Below are 21,097 nucleotides of genomic sequence, written 5' to 3'. Positions count from 1 at the left end.
GGTGCGTTTCGATGGCGTGCATGATCCCCACGACGACACGAGTCCACCCCGAAGCCGCAGTCCGCTACCCCCGCGAGATCGCGGCTGCGGTCACCCTCCGCGCGGCGTGCGCCGCGCTCGTCCGGCCCGGAGCGGACGCGTTGCCGCGGACCGCGGCGATCGCCGTCATCACCGCGTGCGGTGCACTCGCGCCGCGCTTCGCGATGCTGGCGTTCATCGCGGCACGGGGCGCGCCGGACCCCCGCGCGGTGGCGGCCTTCGACCCGTTCCACGACCCCACTCCGCCAGCGTTGCGTGGTTCCGGACCCGAGCCCGACCGCGACCGGGTGCGCATCGCGGGGGACCGGTGCGCCGAGGCGTGGCAGCGGTGGCGGGCGGAGGACCTGTCCGCGGACACGGCGACCGGAGCTGCCGGGGCGCTGGCGATGGCGGCGTGGTGCTCGTGGGCGTTGGGTTCGGTGGCACGGGCGCAGACCCGGGCGCAGTACGCGCTCGAGACCCGGCCGGACGATCCGCTCGCGGCCGTCGTGCTGCGCTCCGTCCGTGCCGGCAGTGCTCCGGGGTGGGAGCGTCGATGAGGCGAGGCGGACCGGATCGTCTACGGTGGTGTGGACCACCGCCCCCAGGAGGCCTCGCGTGCGCGACGACGACATCGATGACACCGTCATCCGTCGACCCGGCGCCCCGCGCGTCGACTCCAGCGTGGACGACGCCCTCGGCGACACGGTCATCCGACCGGTGACCGGCGGGCACCCCGACGGATCGGCGGCCGAGGACACCATCGTCCGGGTGCCGACGCGACCCGGAGCCGGGGGTGGGATGCCCGACGGGGCCGCACCGCGCCTCCCGTCCGCTCCGGACCTGCTGGCACCACCGACCGCGCCGGTGCGTCGGGTGCCGTCCATCCGGATCGGCGACCGTGTCCTCCCGCTGGACCGTCCCGTCATCGTGGGGCGGCGCCCCGCGCTCCCGCGGATCACACGCGGCCCGACTCCCGAGCTCGTGACGGTCCCGTCGGCCACCGGCCAGGTGTCGTCCTCACACGTCCTCGTGCACGCCGAGGGGGAAGCCGCCGTCGTCGACGACCTCCGATCGACCAACGGCACGGTGGTGCGCCCGGCGGGCGCGGCACCGTTCCGGATGCCGGCGGGTGCGTCGAACGTCGTCCTGACGGGTACGGTTGTCGAGATCGGAGACGGCAACGTCATCGAGGTCCTCTCGCCGCACCTGCGGGTCGCACCGCCGGCGGGGGACCTCCCACCACTTCCCCCGTGGCCCTCCGATCCACCAGCTGGCCAGCCCCGAACCCCCAGAGAGCGATCCTGAAACGTGACCGAACTCGGCCGAGCAGCGACTGCGCACGCCATCGACGTCCCCGGTGCCGACGGCGCCACCCTGACGCTCTCGTGGGGAGCATCGACCGACGTCGGTCGGCGCCGTGACCACAACGAGGACAGCTACATCGTCGCGGCGCCGTTCTTCGTCGTCGCCGACGGCATGGGCGGGCACCTCGCGGGCGACCGGGCGAGCGACGCCGTCGTGCGTCGCCTCGAGCAGGCGACCGAGAGCGCGTTCACGACCCGGCAGTCGATCCAGCGGGCGCTCCTGCTCGCCACCGCGGACATCGAGCGTGCCGCTGGTGGCAACGCCATCGGTGCCGGCACCACGGTGACGGGCATCGCCCTCGTCGCATCGCACGGGCAGCCGGCGGCGCTCGTCTTCAACGTCGGCGACTCGCGCACCTACCGCATCGACGGCGGAGTCCTCCGTCGCGTGACGGTCGACCACTCGGTCGTGCAGGAGATGGTCGACGCCGGGCTCCTCCGAGCAGAGGACGCCGAGCGTCACCCGGACAGCAACGTGATCACCCGCGCCGTCGGGTTCGGCGAACCGCCGGAGCCGGACTGGTGGACCCTGCCGCTCCGCGCCGGCGACCGCTACATCGTCTGCTCGGACGGTCTGACGAAGGAACTCGGCGACGCCGGCATCGCCCGCATCGCGGCGCGGGTGCCCGGCGCGCAGGACCTCGCTGAACGGTTGGTCGGCGACGCGGTCGTCGCTGGCGGCCGCGACAACGTGACGGTGGTCGTCCTGCAGGTCGACGCCGCACCGGACGACGGCGACGTCGAGGACACGCTCCCGCGTCACTGAGTGACCCCCGAACTGGGGTCCGGCAGGCGTTCCGCTCTGAGCGGTGTGCGGAATGTCGGTCACCCGCGGTTCGTACAATGGCATGGCCGTGACGAGAGAGCTGGCCGCTCGGCCGGGGAGGAGGGCACGATGGCGCGACGTCTGCCGTCCAGCCCGCCCGTGATCGGCGGCTTCAGCCCCGTGCACGTCCTCGGGTCCGGCGGGTTCGCCGACGTGTTCCTCTACGAGCAGGACATGCCGCGTCGGCAGGTCGCCGTGAAGGTGCTGCTCGACGAGGTCGTGGACGACCGGGTCCGGCAGATGTTCCAGGCCGAGGCCAACCTCATGGCCCGCCTCAGCACGCACCCCTCGATCCTCACGGTCTTCCAGGCGAGCGTGGCGTCGGACGGTCGGCCGTACCTCGTGATGGAGCTCTGCTCCTCGTCGCTGAGCGAGCGCTACCGCCGCGAGCCCATCCCGGTGTCCGAGGTCCTGTCGATCGGCATCCGGATCGGGTCCGCGCTCGAGACGGCGCACCGCGAAGGCGTCCTCCACCGCGACATCAAGCCCTCCAACATCCTGCTCACGGCCTACGGTAACCCGGTGCTGTCGGACTTCGGCATCGCGGCCACGATCGGTGAGGCCGACCCGGACGAGCCCGTCGGCATGTCGATCCCGTGGTCGGCGCCCGAGGTCCTCATCGACGAGTCCCGCGGCACGATCCAGTCCGAGGTGTACTCCCTCGCCGCCACCGTCTACTCACTGCTCGCCGGACGCAGCCCGTTCGAGATCCGCGGCGGCAAGAACGGCGCCGCAGACCTGATGGGTCGGATCGACAAGGGTGGGGTGAAGCCGACCGGCCGGACCGACGTCCCGCCGTCGCTCGAGCGCCTGCTCGCCGCCGCCATGTCCCGCAAGGTCTCAGGCCGTCCGTCCACGGTGATGGAACTCGTGCGCGGGTTCCAGCAGGTCCAGGCGGAGCTCGGCATCCCCCAGACCGCGGCCGACGTCGCGGTCGAGGCCTGGGCCGTCGCGACCCCGACGCCGGATGGCGACCGCACCATGATCCGCGAGCTCCAGCCGCCGTCGCGCGTCGGCGCCCGCCGTCGCACGCGGAAGGCCGTCGTCGGCGGGTCCTCGGCCGCCGCGTCGCAGAGCGTCGGGACCGTCCACCGCACCGGGTCCGTCACGCGTGCTCGTCGTCGGTCGCGCTCCACGCTCGTGTGGGCGACCTCGCTGACGGTCGTGGTCGTCGCAGCCCTCGCGATCGCGACGGTCATCGTCGTGGGGCGCCTCGGTGCCGGCGCGATCCCCGTCGTGTCGGACGTCCGCGCCGAGACCACGCCGGCGTCGGTGACGTTCACCTGGGCGGACCCGGGCCTCCGGAACGGCGACACCTACGTCATCTCGTCGAACGGCGCCGCCAGCCAGCAGACGGGCGCGAGCTTCGTCGTGTCCGGCAAGAAGGGCGACGAGGAGTGCATCGCCGTCGCCGTGAACCGCGACGGCAAGACCGGGGTCGCCAGCGCCCAGAAGTGCGCGACGATCGGGAGCACCGGGTGATCCGGGCGTTCCTCGCGAAGCACCGCTCGGCGGCCGTCACGGTGGGTGCCTCGGTGCTCGTCGGTGCCGTCGTGGCCACGGCAGCGGTCGCGTCCACCGGCTACCACACGCAGCGCGTCGACCTCGGCGACGGGACGGTCTGGGTGCCGTCGGCCGAGTACGGGGCGGTCGGCCGGGCGAACACCGGCGTCCTGCAGCTCAACACCGCCGTCGAGACCGCGAGCGACAGCCTGTCGGTGCTGCAGCGCGGGGCGATGGTCTACAGCGTCGACCAGACCAAGGGCACCGTCGCGAAGGTCGACGTCGCCGACGCCACCGTCGCCGACCCGGTGACCCTGCCCGCCGGCTCACCCCAGGTGTTCTTCGCCGGGTCGACCGCGGTCATCGGCAACGCCGACACCGGCGAACTGTGGGCGACCCCCGCGAAGGACCTCGGCGAGTTCGACGCGTCGACCAAGGCGGACCTGACCCTCGGCGCCGACGCCGTGTTCGACGCCTCGGACGACCACGTGGCCGTGTACTCGCCACGCACCGGGACGGCATCGCTCGTCGACGTCGGCACCACGCTCACGGTGCAGCAGCGCTGGACCGTCAAGATGGACCGCGCCGACAACTTCCAGGTCGCGTCGTTCGGTGACCACGTCGCCGTGCTCGACCGCACCTCGGGGGAGCTCTCGGTCGACGGCGACACGATCGACCTCGGCGACCGCGTCGGGACCTCCCCGGCCCTGCAGCGCTCGGCCGACGGCGCCTCGCGGGTGACCGTCGCCGGGACCGCGGGACTGGTCCGTGTCTCGGCCTCCGGCGACGTGGACACCACCGCGCTGCAGGTCTCCGGTCGAGCCGCCCGCCCCACCGTCGTCGGGTCCTGCACCTACGCGGCCTGGGCCGGCGGGCAGGCGATGGACAGCTGCCAGGGGAGCGGACTGCAACGCCTCGCCGACACCGCGGGCGCCGGCGAGCTGCAGATCCTGCACAACGGGCAGACCGTCGTCGCGAACGACGCGCGGAGCGGACGCTCCTGGGCGATCGACCGCAGCGGCCAGGTCATCGACAACTGGGCCGACCTCATCAAGAAGGACGACGACCAGCAGCAGGAGCAGGTCTCCGACGACGACCCCGAGGTCGACAAGGACCAGAAGCCGCCGGTCGCGGTCGACGACGACCTGGGCGCTCGTCCGGGACGCACCACGAGCCTCCCGGTCCTGCTCAACGACTACGACCCCAACGGCGACCCGATCGTCATCAGCGAGGTCGGGCAGATCGACGACGCCGTCGGCGACGTCGCGATCGTCGGCGACGGTCAGCGCCTGCAGATCACGCTCGCCGCGCGCGCGGCGGGAACGGTCTCGTTCCCGTACACGATCACCGACGGCAACGGGGGATCGGACACCGCGACCGTCACGGTGCGCGTCCGCCCGGACTCGGCGAACGACCCGCCCCGGCAGGTGCGGGACACCTCAGCGGACGTCGTGCAGAACGGGCACGTCGTGACGAACGTGCTCGGCGACTGGGTCGACCCCGACGGCGACCCGGTCTACCTGAAGTCCGCCAGCGCGGGCGACGGCGACCGCGTGTCGACGACGCCGGACGGGCTGCTCGACTTCCGGAACGCGAGCGGCAAGACCGGCGACCGCTCGGTCCAGCTCGTCGTCAGCGACGGCCGCGCCGACGGACGCGGATCCGTCACGGTGCACGTCGCGAAGCAGGGCAGCGTCCCGCTCTACGCCGACCCGTTCCCCGTGCAGGGGTACGCGGGCAAGGCGTTCACGGTCGACCCGCTCGAGCACGTGCGCGGCGGCAACGGCACCGTGACGCTGACCAGCGTGTCCTCCGCCGCCGGACTGACCGTCACGCCGAGCTACGACGCCGGCACGTTCCGCGTCCAGGGAGCGAGCGCAGGGGACCACCAGCTCGAGTACACCGTCACCGACGGCACGAAGACCTCGAGCGGGATCGTCCGCATCACGATCCTCGCGCCGCCGGACGCGTCGAGCGCACCCATCACCACGCCGAAGACCGTCTTCGTCAACACCCTGTCGACGAAGGACACGGACGTCACCGCGACCGACATCGACCCCGCCGGTGGCGTGCTGCTCGTGACCGCGCTCGACGGACCGGACCGCGGGTCGGGCGTGCAGGCGAGCATCCTCGACCAGCACACCGTCCGGGTCACGCTGACCGCTCCGCTCGACGGGCCGGTCTCGTTCCGGTACACCGAGACGAACGGCCTGGCGTCGGCCACCGGCACCGTGACCGTCGTCGAGATCCCGAGGCCCGACCGGATCCAGCCGCCCGTCGCACAGCCGGACACCGCCACGGTGCGGGTCGGCGACGTCGCGAACATCGACGTCCTCGACAACGACACCCAGCCCGAGGGCGAGCCCCTCACGCTGCTGCCCGACCTCGTCCAGAACGTGCCGGGCGACGGCGGTCTGCTCTTCGTCTCCGGCGACCACCTCCGGTACCTCGCCCCGACCACCCCGGGCAACTACACGGCCGTGTACCGCGTCGCCGGGCCCGACGGCCAGTACGCCGACGCGACGGTGTCGATCTCGGTGCGCGAGCAGGACGCCGCCACGAACAATCCGCCCGTCCCGCAGACCGTCACCGCACGGGTCGTCGCCGGACAGTCGGTCCGTGTCTCCATCCCGCTGAACGGCATCGACCCCGACGGCGACTCCGTCCAGCTCGTCGGCGTGGCCTCGAACCCCGACAAGGGCTCGGTGAGCGACGTCGACTCCGACTCGCTGACGTACGAGGCCGGCGACTACTCGGCCGGCACCGACGAGTTCACGTACACCGTCGTCGACGCACTCGGCGCGCGCGCGACCGGCACGGTCCGGGTCGGCATCGCCCCACAGGCCGAACAGGCGTCGAACCCGGTGGCCGAGGCCGACCACGTCACGATCCGCCCCGGCGGCTCGGTGACCGTTCGCGTCCTGCAGAACGACTCCGACCCCGAGGGCGGTCAGCTGACCGTCACCAAGGCGGAGCCCACGGCGCAGGACGTCACCGCGAAGGTCCTGCGGAAGCAGCAGATCCGGGTGACCCCGCCGAAGTCGGCGACGCGCGGCGACTACGCCGTGCTCTATACCGTGGCGAACGAGACCGGCGGCGCGAGCACCGCGTTCCTCACCGTCACCGTCGACGAGGACGCACAGCCCCTCCGGCCCGAGGTCGACGACACCACGCTCGACCTGCAGGACATCATGCACCGGCAGAGCGTCACGGTCGACGTGCTCGACAACGTCTTCTTCGCCGAGGGCACCGCGGCCGACCTGCGCGTCGGCGTGGTGGACGGCTACGGGGACACCGCCCGCGCCACCGACGACCAGCGCATCGCCGTCCGGCTGACCGACGAGTCGCAGGTGATCCCGTTCTCGGTCGCCCTGGTCGACCACCCGGACATCGTGTCCTACGGCTTCATCCACGTGCCCGGGTTCGACGACGCCCTGCCGCAGGTGAACCGCAGCGCGGGCGCCATCACGGTGAAGAGCGAGGCCACCGTCCGCATCCCCCTGTCGAAGTACGTCGTGACGGCGAACGGGCAGACAGCGAAGATCACCGACGACGGCACCGTGAAGGCGACCCACGCCAGCGGGCAGGACCTGGTGGTCGACTCGTCGACGCTGCAGTTCACCTCGTCGAAGCTCTACTACGGCAACGCCTCGATCTCGTTCGAGGTCACCGACGGCTCCAACGCGAACGGCGGCAAGGGTCGCGTCGCCACGCTCGTGCTGCCGATCAAGGTCACCCCGCGCTCGAACCAGCCCCCGGCGTTCACCGGGTCGGCGATCGACATGCAGCCGGGGGAGTCGCGCACCGTCGACCTCACCAAGCTGACCGACTACCCGTACCCGAAGGACCTGCCGGAGCTGCGGTACTCGGTGGTGAGCCGTCCGGGCAACGGGACGACCGCGACCATCTCCGGGCAGCAGCTCACCGTGAAGGTCGCCGACACCGCCAAGAAGAACACCTCGGCCACGATCGGCATCGGTGTCGCCGACGACGCGAACGCCGGCCGGTCCGGATCGATCACGGTGGACGTCGTCGCGTCCACCAGGCCGCTCGTCCAACCAGGAGCGGACAAGTCCGTCACGAAGCGCGGTGCGACGACGACCATCGACGTGCTCGCCAACGACCAACCGACGAACCCGTTCCCGGAGCAGCGGCTGCGCGTCGTCAACATCCGGGGCCTGTCGGGCGGCCTGCCTAGCGGTGTGACGGTCACCCCGAGTGCCGACAAGTCGCGGCTGCAGGTGAGCGTGTCCGCCAACGCCAAGCCCGTCGACGCCCACCTGCAGTACCAGGTGGCCGACGCCACGGACGACCCGGACCGGTACGTGTGGGGCGACGTGACGATCTCGGTGCAAGACGTGCCCGACGCTCCGGGCGCGCCGAGCCGCACCGGCTCCTACCAGGGCGGCCAGGCGACCCTGACGTGGGCGACCCCGCAGGCGAACAACTCACCCATCACCGGCTACCGGATCCAGGGCACGAACGGCGTCGCGAAGGACTGCGGCACCGCGACCGTCTGCACGATCACCGGGCTCGACCCGAAGTCGTCGTACCGGTTCAGCGTCATCGCCCGGAACGCCGTCGGCGACTCGAAGCCGTCGGGGGAGTCCTCGCCGGTCAGCGCCGACTTCGTCCCCGCACCGCCGAAGGGCATCACGGTCAGCCCGAGCACGAGCACCCCGAACCAGCTCGACGTCTCGTGGAACCGGGTCGACGCCCCGAACAACGGCACGCCGGTCGACAACTACGTCGTGACGATCGAGGGCCCCGGGCTCTCGTCGACGCGGAGCACGGGCACCGCGACGAGCACGTCGTTCACCGGCGCGCAGAGCGGAATGCCGTACACCGTCACCATCTCGCCGCGGAACGCCGCCGACCGCAACGGCACCGTCGTGCAGTGGAACTCGGCGTCCGCCAGCGGCACCGCGATCGGCAGCCCGGGTGTTCCACGACTGAGCGCGAGCGGAAATCGGCAGGGCACGCAGACCGCCGTGGTGCTGAGCGCCAGTGAATCGGACTGGGGCGGCGGCAATCAGAGCTGGCGTATCGCCAAGTACTCGGCCAGCACACCCATCCCGTCTGGCTGCTCGACTCAAGGAGCCGAGTTCGTGTGGACAAGCGCTTCCGCGTCCGACTCGATCTCCAGCCAGTACCGTTACGTGGCCCTCGCCGGCAATGGTCTGTTCTGCACCGCATCGCAGCCGGCGAGTGTCGATGGATACCAGACACCGGACGCACCAACTGGGACCGTCAGCGTCGACGTAGACCCGGGAAACCGATCGGACTTCGTGGTGAACCTCAACGCGAGCGGTTCGACGCGTTACCTGTACTACTCCGTGAACAACGGCACGCCGGTGCGTTTCGGCGGATCCGCATCGATCGGTGCAGGTGCTGGGTTCGGCATCGAAACCAGGGTGGTGTTCTCCTCGTGCGCTGTCGACGGCGACTACTGCGCATCGAGCGGTGAGTTCAAGGGGACCGCGTACACGACGCGGGCGAGCATCAGGAGCGCTGTGGTCGGCCAGGCGCCGATCATCAACGCGCCGGACAACAACGGTGCGTTCCAGCCGACTGCGTACAAGATCACCTATTGCACGGACGGTCTGTTCGGTTCGTGCACGGAGACGAACCCGACGACGTCCAACCCGTGGACGACGAGCGACCCGGTACCCGCCGGGTACGACACCATGAAGGTGCAGGCGACAGTGAATGGGCGCGAGGATCCCGACGGCGCAACGAGTCCCATCGATTCAGCCGACGGCAACTGACCATCCCCGAGAACGAGGAACGACACCGCATGAGCATGACCCCGGAGCAAGCCACCTGGTTCGCCGACGTCGCTGGCCGCATCGTGACCAACGTCGAGCAGGTGCTCCTCGGGAAGACGTTCGTGATCCGCCTCGCGGTCACGGCGATGCTCAGCGAGGGACACCTCCTGCTCGAGGACGTCCCCGGTACGGGCAAGACGAGCCTCGCGCGGGCGATGGCGCAGAGCGTGCAGGGCTCGACGAACCGCATCCAGTTCACCCCTGACCTGCTGCCCGGCGACATCACCGGCATCAGCGTCTACGACCAGAAGACGCAGGAGTTCGACTTCCACCGCGGCCCGGTCTTCTCGAACATCGTCCTCGCCGACGAGATCAACCGTGCGAGCCCGAAGACCCAGTCGGCGCTCCTCGAGGCGATGGAGGAGTCCGCCGTCACGGTCGACGGCGTGAACCACAAGCTCGCGGCGCCGTTCATGGTCATCGCGACCCAGAACCCGATCGAGCAGGCCGGCACGTACCGTCTGCCCGAAGCGCAGCTCGACCGCTTCCTCATGAAGGCCTCGATCGGCTACCCGGACCACGCGGCGACGGTGAAGATCCTCGAGACGGCGTCCGCGCCGTCGAGCTCGGTGCCGCTGGCGAGCGTCGTCCCGGCGGCGACGATCACCGAGATGGCGGCGATCGCGCGGACGGTGCACGTCGACCCGGTCATCGCGGACTACGTCGCGCGGCTCGTGGACGGCACGCGGTCGGCGAGCGAGGTCCGCCTCGGCGTCAGCGTCCGTGGCGCGATGGGCCTGATGCGCGCCTCGCGGGTGTTCGCTGCCCTGAACAACCGTCACTACGTCACGCCCGACGACGTGAAGGCCCTCGCGGTCCCGGTGCTCGCCCACCGCCTGGTGCTCGACGCCGAGGCCGAGTTCGACGGCGTCAGCGCCCCGAGCGTGATCGCCCAGCTGCTCGTCGAGACCCCGCCGCCCGCGGACCGGTCCGCCTCGTGACCGATCGCCGGCCCGTCTCCACGCGGTCGCGCCGCCCGTCCTCGACGCGGTCGCGTCGCGGGACGTCGGCGTACGAGCGCACGGGGACGGTCGCCGGCCTGACCAACGTCCGCACGCGCCTGGTCGGTGACCGTGAGGGCGTGGCAGCAGAGGCCGTCGTCGGTCTCGCCAGGGCCTGGGCGACGGCCTGGAGGCTCGTCAAGCGCGGGTGGGCCGAGGTCTCGTCCGTGGTCACCGGCCTGGGATGGACGGTCGCCGCGCTCACGCTCGTCGCGTTCGTGCTCGGGTACCGCTTCGGGCTGCGGGAGGTCATCGTGGTCGGCTTCGCGGGGGCGGTCCTCGTGGTCGTCGCCGCGATCGCCCTCATCGGCCGCTCGCGCCTGGTCATCCGGATGCGGCTGCCGCAGCACCGCGTCGCGGTCGGCGATGCCGCCGGCGTGGTGGTCACGGCGGAGAACCCTGCCCGGTTGCCGTCCGTCCCCACGACCGTGGAGGTCCCGGTGGGGTCCGGCCTGGTCGACGTGGCGATCCCGTCGATCGGCCCGCGGGGCACGTTCGAGCGCGAGGTCCCGGTACCGACGGTGCGACGCGGCGTGCTCGACGTGGGTCCCGTGACGGGCGTCCGTGCCGACCCCGTCGGTCTGGTCCGCCGGGAGGTCGTCTGGACCGCCCGCGAGCAGGTCATCGTGCACCCGCGGACGATCGCGATCCCGTCGACGAGCACCGGTCTCGTGCGCGACCTCGAGGGGCAGGCGACGACCGACCTGTCCCCGTCGGACATCGCCTTCCACGCCATCCGCGAGTACATGCCGGGCGACGACCCGCGCACGATCCACTGGAAGTCGACGGCGAAGTCCGGTGCCCTGATGGTCCGGCAGTTCGAGGACACCCGCCGGTCGCACCTCGTGATCGCGCTCGGGATCTCGCGCACCGAGTTCGCGGACGACGAGGAGTTCGAGCTCGCCGTCAGCGCCGCGGCCTCCCTCGGGGCCCGGGCGATCCGTGACGGGCGCGAGGTCACGGTCGTGGTGTCGGAGCGGACGCCGGAGTTCGCCAAGCGCGCCGTGTACGCCGTGCACCCGCTGCCGACGGTCACCCCGACGCGGCTGCTCGACGACTTCGCGTCGGTCGGCCTGGCGGACGCCTGCCTGCCGATCGCCGAGGTCTCCCGCATCGTCGGGAACGACACCGCGGGCATCTCGGTCGCCTTCCTCGTGGTCGGGTCCACCGTCGAACTGCCCGCACTCCGGCTCGCGGCGACACGCTTCCCCGTCGGGGTCGAGGTCGTCGCGGTGATCTGCGAGCCCGAGGCCCAGCCGCGGTTCCTCCGCGTCGCGGGCCTGACGGTGATGACGATCGGCTACCTCGACGACCTCCGCCACGCCCTGCACCGATCGGCGACGGCAGCGTGAGCGCCGCAGCGGAACCGGGCGCCCGCGCCCGCAAGACCGTGCGGAAGGACGCCCGACGCGAGGCCCGCCGGCTCACCCCGACACGGCTCGTCGGTGGCACGCTCGCGGTGTGGCTCCTGTTGGCGGTCGCCAGCACGGCGTGGTGGCCGGTGTACCGCGACGACGCGATGATCGTCGCCGCCGTGACCGCCGTGGTGTTCGGCACGCTCGTCGCCCTGATCGGGACGGTCTTCCGCCTGCCGACCGCCGTCGTCGCGGTCGCCACGGTCGCGGCGTTCGCACTGACGGGCGTGCCCGCGGCCGTGCCTGGTCAGGCGAGCGGGCTCCTGCCGACGGGCCAGGGGCTCATCGACCTGTTCGCTGGCGTCGCTCTCGGGTGGAAGCGCCTGGTGACCATCAGCCTGCCGGTCGGCTCCTACGAGTCGCTGCTCGTGCCGTACTTCGTGACGCTCCTGATCGCGACGGTGACGGCCGTGAGCGTGGCGACCCGCGCCTCCAGGCAGGAACTGGCCAGCATCCCGGCGCTCGTGCTCTTCGCGGCCGGTGTCGTGATCGGGCCGAGCCGGCTGGACACGTCGATCGTGACCGCCGTCGCGCTCACCGGGATCGCGCTCGTCTGGGCGCTCACGGTGCGCCATGCGCGACGGGCCGTCGCGGTGGCGACCACCATCGGATCCCGCGTGCCGATCGCCCGGTCGGTCCTGCGGCCGGCGCTCGTGGGCACCGGAACGATCGTGGCGGCCGCGGTCGTCGCGACCGGACTCGGGCTCGTGGCCCCGCCGTCGGTGGGGCGCACCGTGGCCCGGACCGACGTCGTGAAGCCGTTCGATCCTCGCGACTACGTCAGCCCGCTGAGTGGCTTCCGCGCGTACGAGGAGCAGACCGAGGCCGACACCACGCAGCTGCGCGTCACCGGTCTGCCCGCGAACGGCTTCGTGCGGATCGCGACCCTCGACACGTACGACGGCGTCGTCTACCGCGTCGGGGGAGCGGACGGGGCGACGGCGTCCGGCACCTTCGAGCGGGTCCCGACGTCGGTCGACGTGCGGGGTGTCCGCGGCACCACGGTGCGCGTCGGCGTGCGTGTGCAGGGGTACCGCGGCGTCTGGCTCCCGACGGTCGGCGACCTCGAGCGCGTCGAGTTCACCGGCACGGACGCGGAGCAGGAGCGCGGTGCGTTCTTCTACAACGGCTCGACCGGCACCGGTGCCGTCGTGGGCGGGATCGCGGACGGCACCCGCTACGACCTGACGGCCGTGCTCCCCGACCAGCCGACCGACGACGAGTTGGCGTCCGCACGTCCGGGGAACGCCTCGGTCCCGACTCCGCGCTCCGTCCCCGACGCCGTCCGGGACACCGTCGACGCGTACACCGGGAACGCCGAGACCGACGGCGCGAAGCTCGTCGCGATGGTCCAGGAGCTCAAGCGCAACGGCTACGTCAGCCACGGCGTGGGCGACGACCGGGCGAGCCGGTCCGGACACGGTGCCGACCGCATCCAGGAACTCCTCACGTCGCCGATCATGATCGGCGACCAGGAGCAGTACGCGGCGGCCGCAGCGCTGATGGCGGACCAGCTCGGGTTCCCGGCACGCGTGGTGATGGGCTTCGCGGCCGGCGGCGACGCCGGGGGCGGCGCCGGCACGGGCTCGACCACCGACGGCGCGACGACCTTCCGGGGGTCCGACGTCACCGCTCGTGTCGAGGTCGACACGGCGCAGTGGGGCTGGGTCATGATCGACCCGAACCCCGCGGTGCGCGAGATCCCCGACGAGCAGCAGCAGACCCCGCAGCCGGTCACCCGGCCGGAGACCGTCGTGCCGCCGCCCCCGGCCGAGCAGCAGGACCAGTCCCAGCAAGCGCCGCCGCAGAGCGACCGGAACACCCCGCCCGTGCAGCCCCTGTGGTTGCAGATCCTCCTCGCGGCGCTGCCGTGGGTGCTCGCCACGCTGGGCTTCGTCGCCCTCGTGCTCCTGCCGTTCGGCGTCATCGTGCTGCTCAAGCGGATCCGTCGGCGCCGTCGACGTCGGGCACCGACCCCCCGGGGCCGCATCGTGGGAGCGTGGGACGAGTACCGTGACGCGCTGGTGGACCGCGGACACGACGTGGAGCGCTCGGCGACCCGGCGGGAAGCCGTCGTCGGCGCGCCGGGCGACGGGGGCAGTGGCCTCGCCGCGCTCGCGGACCGGTCGGTGTTCGGCCCGAACGACGCCGACGTCACCACCGCCGACCGGATGTGGTCCGCGGCGGACGACGCGATCTCGAGCCTCCGCACGGGGCGCACCCGCAAGGAGCGCATCCGCGCCGCGGTCTCCCTCCGGTCGCTGCGGATCGCCGACGGCGCGCAGTCCGCCGGTTCCTCGATCGCCGCGGCCGTCGGTGGGCGCGGCCGTCGCTCCTCCCGTGGCCAGGGTCCGGCCGGGGCTCGTGACTACGATGGCCTGCAGGCCGGCGAGCGTCGTGGACGGCCGAGTGAGGACAGAGGACACCCGTGATCAGATGCGAACACTGCGGATCGATGCTCCCGGACGGAGCGATCTTCTGCGGTGAGTGCGGGCGAGCGGTGACCGCTGCGGCGAACCGTCGACCGGTCGCGCCGACGCCCGTCGAACAAGCACCCCCGCCGCCCCTGCAGCAGCCCGACGTGCACGGCCGCCGGCTCGACCCGGCCGCCGACGCCTGGCTGCCCGAGGCGACGCTCGACCCTGCCACCCGGGCCTGGCTCACCGGAGCGGACCGTCGTGACGAGCAGCCGCCGGCGCCCGTGCCCGTGCAGCGCCCCGACGACCACGCTCCTCGATCCGCACCGACGCACGTGCACGGTGCCGGTTCCGGTCTGGGCGACTGGACCGCGCAGCAGCCCTCCGCGCAGCAGTCCTCCGCGCAGCAGTCCTCCGCGCAGCCCGACGCCGTGCCGGCGGAGCCACCGCTCGACCCGAACGCGTACCCGTCCGAGGCCGAGGACCCGGAGGTCACCCGGCTCGCGGAGCGTTCGGCCGGCCCCGACACCGCCGCCGATCGACGCCAGCCGGACGCAGCTCCGTCCGCCGCCGAGCCGGTCGCACCGGTCTGGAGTCCGCCGCAGGACCAGGCGCCCGCCGCACCGCCCGCCGGGCCGTCGTGGTGGGTGGGTCGCTCGAACGCCTCCACTGCGGATGCTTCGACCACGGACGCCTCCGCCACGGGCACCTCCGCCACAGACCTCTCCAGCACGGACGCCTCCAGCACGGACACCTCCGCATCGGGCACTGACGCGGCGACTCGGGACGGATCCGCTACCGATGCGTCGACCTCGGCGCATGATGCTCCGGCCGCTGGCGAACCCGCCAGCGCCACGGGTGCTGCGCGTGCCGTGGTCTCCCCGCCGCAGCCGGGGGACACCGCCGTGGTCGAACCGGTCGTCGATCGTCGTCCGCCGCGCCCGGCTCCGCTCGTGACCCCGGGATCGCAGGCGACGACGTGCCACGTGTGCGGCCACCAACTCGAGCCGGACGACATCTTCTGCGGCGAGTGCGGCGCGGTGCGACCCGCCGTGACCGCGGCGTTCACGGGGCAGATCGTGCCCCTGCCGATGGACCGACCCGACTGGGCCGCCGACGACTCCGTGCAGGCCGTCGTCGACGAGGTGGTCGACGCCGACACCGACACCGACTCCGACGCCGCCACCGACTCCGACGACGCCGACGTGCCGGCACGAGCGACGGACGACGCCGGCCGCCCCGCTGCCGACGTCGACACCGCGGCTGACGGCGAAGTCGGCACGTCGACGAACGGCGACGCCGGCGCGACCGGAGCGCCCGCGCCCGATGACGGCACCGTGGAGGACGACACCCCGCGCGCACCGCTGCGTCCCCGTGGCGTCCACGCCGCGCCCGTGACCGAGGAGCCGTCGGCCGCGGAGCCCCGTGCTCCGCACGCTCCGACCTCCGTGACCCATCCGTCCTCGGCACCCGTCGCCGAGGACACCGCGGCGGTCTCGGTGCCCACGGCCGCACCGCTGCCACCGCTGCCAGGTGTCACCGGGCCCGTGCTGCCCCTGCCGACGGCGGACAGCTCGCCGACCAGCGCCGACGGCGACCTCGACGACGACGTCGAGGAGACCCGGATCGTCTCGAAGACCCCGACCCACGCGCCGTTCGTGCTGCACTTCAGCACCGGCGAACGGTTCGGTGTGCACGGGACCGGGCTCGTCGGCCGTCTGCCGCGCCCGCAGCCGGGCGAACGGTTCGACGACCTGCTCACCGTGCACGATCCGGGCAAGTCGGTGTCGAAGACGCACCTCGAGCTCGGGCGTGACGGGAACGACCTCTGGGTCTCGGACCGGTTCTCCGGCAACGGCACGGTCGTCCGGCACATCGACGGGTCGATCCGTCGCTGCGAGCCCGGTCGCCGCTACCGGGTCGAGCGGGGTGCTCGGGTCGACATCGGGGAGCAGTTCTTCCTGGTCCAGTGACCACGGCGGACGACGAGCGCCGTCGTCCGGTCCGCACCAGCCCGCGATGCGCCGGTTCCTCAACAGGAGCCGGCGCATCGCCGTTCGTCCACAGGACGAACGACCTGGCCGGCCGATCCGGACGACCCGTGGTGCGCTGTCCGGTATGCAGCCGTTCGTCGCCCGATGCTTCCTGGTCGGCGCGTCGGTCGTGCTCGTCGCCGTCGGGGCCCTCGTTCCACTGAGCGGGGCGGCACGCGCGGTCGTCCTGGTGGCGGCCGGGTGCTGTGCCGTGCTCGACGTCCTGCTCGTGCGTGGAGGCCGCGCGATGGATGCCTCGACGGCGACGGCCGTCCTCGGCCCGCCGCCGACCCCGACCCCGCCGCAGACGCAGACCCCGACGCAGACGCAGGCTCCGACCCCGACGCAGGCACCGACTGCGACGCCGACCCCGCCGCCGGTCTCGTCGCAGACCCGGCGCTCGCGAACGGTCACGCTCGGCACGGGACCGGACGGTCACGCCGTCGAGCTGGTCGTCGACGGGGCCCGAGCGCACATCGTCGTCGTCGGCACCGGAGCGCTCGCCCACGCGGTGTTCCGAGCCCTCGCGATCCAGGTGCGCGCGGTCGTCGACCAGGACTCGGCCGTCGTCCGATCCGCGGCGGCACCGGACCTCGTCGACATCGACATCGACGTCGACGTCGACAACGACGCCCGCAAAGACGTCGACGTCGTCCACGGCGTCCAAGGCACCCGCCACCACTCCGCCGCAGCGGCACCGCAGACGAGCGTGTGGGCGCCGGAGTCATCCACGACGCCGCCCCGCCCGCGGCTGCCCGCCGGCACGGCCGTCCTCGCCGTGGACCCGCACGGCCCCACCCCGACGACCCTGGTGCTGGTCCCCGGCCTCGGCCAGCTCCCTCGCCGGTTCGACCTGGTGGTCGAGGTCACCCGCTACGGGTGCACGGCGCGAGGACACGACAAGTCCCGCGGCGTGCCGATCGCTCCGGCCCTGCCGCAGATCGTCCCGCCTGGGTCGGACGCGGTCAGCGCAGTCCCGCGCCGACCCGCACCGCGCCCACCGGGACGCCGCCGCCGAGCACCTGCTCGCCCGTCGCCGCCATGACGTCCGCCACGCCGGCCGCGTCGACCAGGCCGTTCCGCTCGAGCAGGGTCAGCGCCGCGAGGGTCCCCGCCCGCTGCGCACCGTCGAGCGTCTTCACGGCGACCGCCGCCCCGCCCGGCAGCCCCATCACCATGACGCCCTCGGCGCCGAGCTTCGCGAGCACGCGCAGCCGTTCGATCGTGACCGTGTTCGCTCGGCCGATGCCGTCGAGCGCCCACGGGTGGTCGAGCACCGCGTCGGTCAGCGCCGCCGTGTCGGACTCCGCACGGGCGACGACGCCCGCGAAGCCGCGCGCGAGCCCGACCAGGGTCAGCGGGAACACCGGGGCACCGCACCCGTCGGTGCCCACGACGTCGACGGTCTCGTGGGTGAACTCCTCGACGGTCGACCGGACGCGCTGCTGCAGCGGGTGCGTGATGTCGAGGTAGGTGGCTTCGTCCCAGCCGTTCACCCGGCAGGCGGCGAGCATGCCGGCGTGCTTGCCGGAGCAGTTCATCGCGAGACGACGCGGACCGTCCATCGTGCGTGCGGTGGCGCGGTCGAAGGGCAGGTCCGGCGGGCAGCCGAGATCGGCCTCGACGTGGTCGAAGGACTCGAGCATGTGCAGGGCGATGGCCTGGTGCGCGGCGGTGCCGGCGTGGCTCGCGGTGGTGAGCACGAGTTCCTCGTCGGAGAACACCGCTCCGGCACGGCGGATCGCGAGTGCCTGGAACGGCTTCATCGTCGAGCGCGGGTAGACGCTGGCCTGCACGTCGCCGACGGCGTCGAGGACGGTGCCGTCGGGGGAGACGAGCACGCCGGCGCCGACGTGCCGGCTCTCGTCGAAGCCGTTGCGGTCGAGGACCGCCAGCTCGACCGACCCGTCGGCGGTGAGAGGATGGCGATCAGTGCGGACATCGGGGCTCACCGTCATGCCGCAACCCTACCGACGCCGCCGACCGCACCCGCGACGGCCACTCCGAACGAAGGACCCGACCGTGACCGACCACTCCTACGAGGTCTCCGTCCGCTGGACCGGCGACCGCGGTTCCGGCACGAGCGGCTACCGCGACTACGGCCGCGAGCACGACGTCACGGCCACCGGCAAGCACGACATCGCGGGCTCGGCCGACCCGACCTTCCGCGGCGACCGCGACCGGTGGAACCCGGAGGAGATGGTCGTGGCCTCGCTCGCGCAGTGCCACATGCTGAGCTACCTGCACGTCGCGGTGACGCAGGGCTTCACCGTCGTGGAGTACGAGGACCGGGCGACCGCGAGCCTCAACCTCAACCGCGACGGCTCCGGCGAGCTCACCGAGGCGACGCTGCACCCCGTCGTCACGATCCTCGAGGCGGACCGCGTGGCCGACGCCGAGGCCGCGCACGTCACGGCGAACAGCCTCTGCTTCATCGCCCGCTCGGTGGCCTTTCCTGTGCACCACGCCCCGCACACCAAGGTCCGTGCGGCACACTAGGTCCTCGTGAAGCGTCTGCGTCTCCTCCCGATCGCCCTCGTCCCCGCCGTCGTGCTGGGCCTCGCCGCATGCTCCGGCTCCGGATCGGGCGGCGCGTCGGCCAGCCCGACGCCGTCCGGCAGCGCGACCGCCTCGGCGATCACGTCCTGCCCGAAGCCGGGCGCCTCGTCGAAGGCGATCACGGTCAGCGGCGCGTTCGGCGGGACGACCGCGCCGACCGTGAAGTTCGACAAGGGCCTCTCGGCGAAGAAGCCACAGGCCAGCACCGTCACGCAGGGCAAGGGTGCCGCCCTCAAGGACGGCGAGTACGCGCAGGTCTCCTACAGCGTCTACCAGGCGTCCGACGCCAAGAAGCTCGGCACGGTCGGCTTCGACCAGGGCAACCCGCAGGTCCTCTCGGTCGGCGGTACCGGTTTCGGCGCGCTCCTGGCCTGCGCGAACGTGGGTGACCGCGTCGCCGCGGTCGGCCAGTCGTCGGCGCTCGGCTTCAACACCGGCGGTGAGATCGTCGTGGTCGCCGACGTCGTGGCCCAGACGCCGACGAAGGCGACCGGCGCCCCGCAGACGCAGGACCCGAAGCTCCCCTCGGTGAAGGACAAGGCCGACGGCGAGCCCGAGATCACGATCCCCTCAGGCGTCGCCGCACCGTCGAAGACCGAGGTCGAGGTCCTGAAGCAGGGGACCGGCGCCGCGATCGCCGACGGTGACACCGCCCTCGTGCAGTACAAGGGCGTCCTGTACGACGGCGGCAAGGAGTTCGACTCCTCGTGGTCGAAGGGCGCCCCGACGACGTTCACGATCTCCGAGGGCTCGCTCATCAAGGGCTTCGTGACCGGGCTCGTCGGCCAGAAGGTCGGCTCGCAGGTCCTCATCGTGGCGACGCCGGAGGACGCGTACGGCGCGACGCCGCGCGAGGGCTCGGGCATCCCGAAGAACGCCACCCTCGTCTTCGTCGTCGACATCCTCGCCAAGGGCTGACCGTGGCCAGGCGCCGCGTCGTCATCCTCGGCAGCACCGGCTCGATCGGCACGCAGGCGCTCGACGTCGTCGACCGCAACCCGGACCGCTTCGAGGTCGTCGGCCTCACCGCCGGCCGGAACCGCGAGCTCGTCGCCGAGCAGGCGGCCCGGTTCGGCGTCCGTGACACCGCGTTCGGCGCCGAGGACTCCGAGCGACTCGTCCGGAGCGTCCAGGCCGACGTGGTCCTCAACGGCATCACCGGGTCGGTCGGGCTCGGTCCGACCCTGGCGGTGCTCGAGTCCGGTGCGACCCTGGCACTGGCGAACAAGGAGAGCCTCATCGTCGGCGGCCCGCTGGTGCAGGCCGCCGCGGCGCCGGGGCAGATCGTGCCCGTCGACAGCGAGCACTCCGCGATCGCGCAGGCGCTGCGGTCCGGCACCACCGACGAGGTCCGTCGGCTGGTCCTCACCGCCAGCGGCGGTCCGTTCCGCGGCCGCTCGCGCGAGGAACTGCGCGACGTGACGCCGGCGCAGGCGCTGGCCCACCCGACGTGGGACATGGGCCTCGTGGTGACGACGAACTCCGCGACGCTCGTCAACAAGGGCCTCGAGGTGATCGAGGCGCACCTGCTCTTCGACGTCCCCTACGACCGCATCGACGTCACCGTGCACGCGCAGTCGATCGTGCACTCGATGGTCGAGTTCACCGATGGCTCGACGATCGCCCAGGCGTCGCCGCCCGACATGCGCCTGCCGATCGCGCTCGGCCTCGCCTGGCCGGAGCGTGTGCCGGCGGTCGGGGTGCCGCTGGACTGGACGACCGCGAGCACCTGGACGTTCGAGCCCCTCGACGACGCCGCGTTCGGTGCGGTCGCCCTCGCGAAGCGCGTCGGGCAGCTCGGGGCGACGTTCCCGGCCGTCTTCAACGCGGCGAACGAGCAGGCCGTCGCCGCGTTCCACGCCGGCGCGATCGGCTTCCTCGACATCGTCGAGACGGTCGAGCGCGTCGTCGACGAGCACACCGCGGGGGAGCCCTCCCTCGAGGGCGTGCTGGCAGCGGAGCGCTGGGCGCGCACCGCGGCGGACCGCACGCTGTCCCGCTGACGCGGGTCGCGCCTCCAGGCGGGGGAGCAGGCGGCAGACCGCGGGTGGTGACGGTCCGGGCCTGGAGGCGCGGATCACCTCCCAGACGGCGCTCGGCTCCGTCATGGGAACCGTCCCGTACCCTTTC

The 21,097-nt window shown here is 72.6% G+C and carries 14 protein-coding genes; 13 read left to right on the top strand and 1 reads right to left on the bottom strand.

Annotated elements, in window-relative coordinates:
• The first annotated feature begins 20 nt into the window (after window positions 1-20).
• The 10 genes from EDF64_RS07935 to EDF64_RS18145 all read left to right on the top strand — a co-directional run bounded on the left by EDF64_RS07935 (window position 21) and on the right by EDF64_RS18145 (window position 17,453).
• Window positions 21-578, top strand: coding sequence for a hypothetical protein (locus EDF64_RS07935; protein WP_133519479.1), 558 nt, complete (start codon window positions 21-23; stop codon window positions 576-578).
• Between the two features lie 58 nt (window positions 579-636).
• On the top strand, window positions 637-1,326 hold the full coding sequence (locus EDF64_RS07930; protein ID WP_133519478.1) for an FHA domain-containing protein: 690 nt from the start codon (window positions 637-639) through the stop codon (window positions 1,324-1,326).
• Between the two features lie 3 nt (window positions 1,327-1,329).
• On the top strand, window positions 1,330-2,151 hold the full coding sequence (locus tag EDF64_RS07925; protein WP_133519477.1) for a PP2C family protein-serine/threonine phosphatase: 822 nt from the start codon (window positions 1,330-1,332) through the stop codon (window positions 2,149-2,151).
• A 129-nt stretch (window positions 2,152-2,280) separates the two neighbouring features.
• Window positions 2,281-3,693, top strand: coding sequence for a serine/threonine-protein kinase (locus tag EDF64_RS07920; RefSeq protein ID WP_133519476.1), 1,413 nt, complete (start codon window positions 2,281-2,283; stop codon window positions 3,691-3,693).
• On the top strand, window positions 3,666-9,482 hold the full coding sequence (locus EDF64_RS07915) for an Ig-like domain-containing protein (RefSeq protein ID WP_133519475.1): 5,817 nt from the start codon (window positions 3,666-3,668) through the stop codon (window positions 9,480-9,482). The genes EDF64_RS07920 and EDF64_RS07915 overlap by 28 nt, the downstream gene beginning before the upstream one ends.
• Before the next feature lie 29 nt (window positions 9,483-9,511).
• Window positions 9,512-10,483 carry an AAA family ATPase gene (locus EDF64_RS07910; RefSeq protein ID WP_133519474.1) on the top strand — a complete coding sequence of 324 codons (972 nt, stop codon included), beginning with the start codon at window positions 9,512-9,514 and terminating at the stop codon, window positions 10,481-10,483.
• Window positions 10,480-11,895: a DUF58 domain-containing protein gene (locus EDF64_RS07905; protein ID WP_133519473.1), complete on the top strand. Its 1,416-nt coding sequence runs from the start codon at window positions 10,480-10,482 to the stop codon at window positions 11,893-11,895. The genes EDF64_RS07910 and EDF64_RS07905 overlap by 4 nt, the downstream gene beginning before the upstream one ends.
• Entirely contained in the window at window positions 11,892-14,390 is a 2,499-nt protein-coding gene (locus EDF64_RS07900; protein WP_133519472.1) for a DUF3488 domain-containing protein, read from the top strand. Before EDF64_RS07905 ends, EDF64_RS07900 begins: the two co-directional genes overlap by 4 nt.
• Complete coding sequence (locus EDF64_RS07895) at window positions 14,387-16,348, top strand: zinc-ribbon domain-containing protein (RefSeq protein WP_133519471.1); 1,962 nt, start codon at window positions 14,387-14,389, stop codon at window positions 16,346-16,348. The genes EDF64_RS07900 and EDF64_RS07895 overlap by 4 nt, the downstream gene beginning before the upstream one ends.
• A 145-nt stretch (window positions 16,349-16,493) precedes the next feature.
• Window positions 16,494-17,453 (top strand): hypothetical protein, encoded by a 960-nt coding sequence (locus EDF64_RS18145; protein WP_166645646.1) that lies wholly within the window; start codon window positions 16,494-16,496, stop codon window positions 17,451-17,453.
• Here the strand turns inward: EDF64_RS18145 and EDF64_RS07885 are convergent.
• Window positions 17,374-18,366, bottom strand: coding sequence for an asparaginase (locus EDF64_RS07885; protein WP_133519470.1), 993 nt, complete (start codon window positions 18,364-18,366; stop codon window positions 17,374-17,376). The two genes, EDF64_RS18145 and EDF64_RS07885, sit on opposite strands and share 80 nt — an antisense overlap.
• 64 nt (window positions 18,367-18,430) lie before the next feature.
• On the opposite strand from EDF64_RS07885, the gene EDF64_RS07880 reads away from it, so the two are divergent.
• The 3 genes from EDF64_RS07880 to dxr are packed head-to-tail and all read left to right on the top strand — an operon-like array spanning window position 18,431 to window position 20,970.
• Window positions 18,431-18,907, top strand: coding sequence for an OsmC family protein (locus tag EDF64_RS07880; RefSeq protein ID WP_133519469.1), 477 nt, complete (start codon window positions 18,431-18,433; stop codon window positions 18,905-18,907).
• 6 nt (window positions 18,908-18,913) lie between these two features.
• Window positions 18,914-19,885 carry an FKBP-type peptidyl-prolyl cis-trans isomerase gene (locus EDF64_RS07875; RefSeq protein ID WP_133519468.1) on the top strand — a complete coding sequence of 324 codons (972 nt, stop codon included), beginning with the start codon at window positions 18,914-18,916 and terminating at the stop codon, window positions 19,883-19,885.
• A gap of 2 nt (window positions 19,886-19,887) precedes the next feature.
• Window positions 19,888-20,970: a 1-deoxy-D-xylulose-5-phosphate reductoisomerase gene (gene dxr / locus EDF64_RS07870; RefSeq protein ID WP_133519467.1), complete on the top strand. Its 1,083-nt coding sequence runs from the start codon at window positions 19,888-19,890 to the stop codon at window positions 20,968-20,970.
• Window positions 20,971-21,097 lie beyond the last annotated feature (127 nt).

Source organism: Curtobacterium flaccumfaciens (assembly GCF_004361695.1).
Classification (GTDB): Bacteria; Actinomycetota; Actinomycetes; order Actinomycetales; family Microbacteriaceae; genus Curtobacterium; species Curtobacterium flaccumfaciens_B.
The sequence above is the reverse complement of the archived record's forward strand: the minus strand, read 5'-3'. Positions and strand labels throughout refer to the sequence as shown.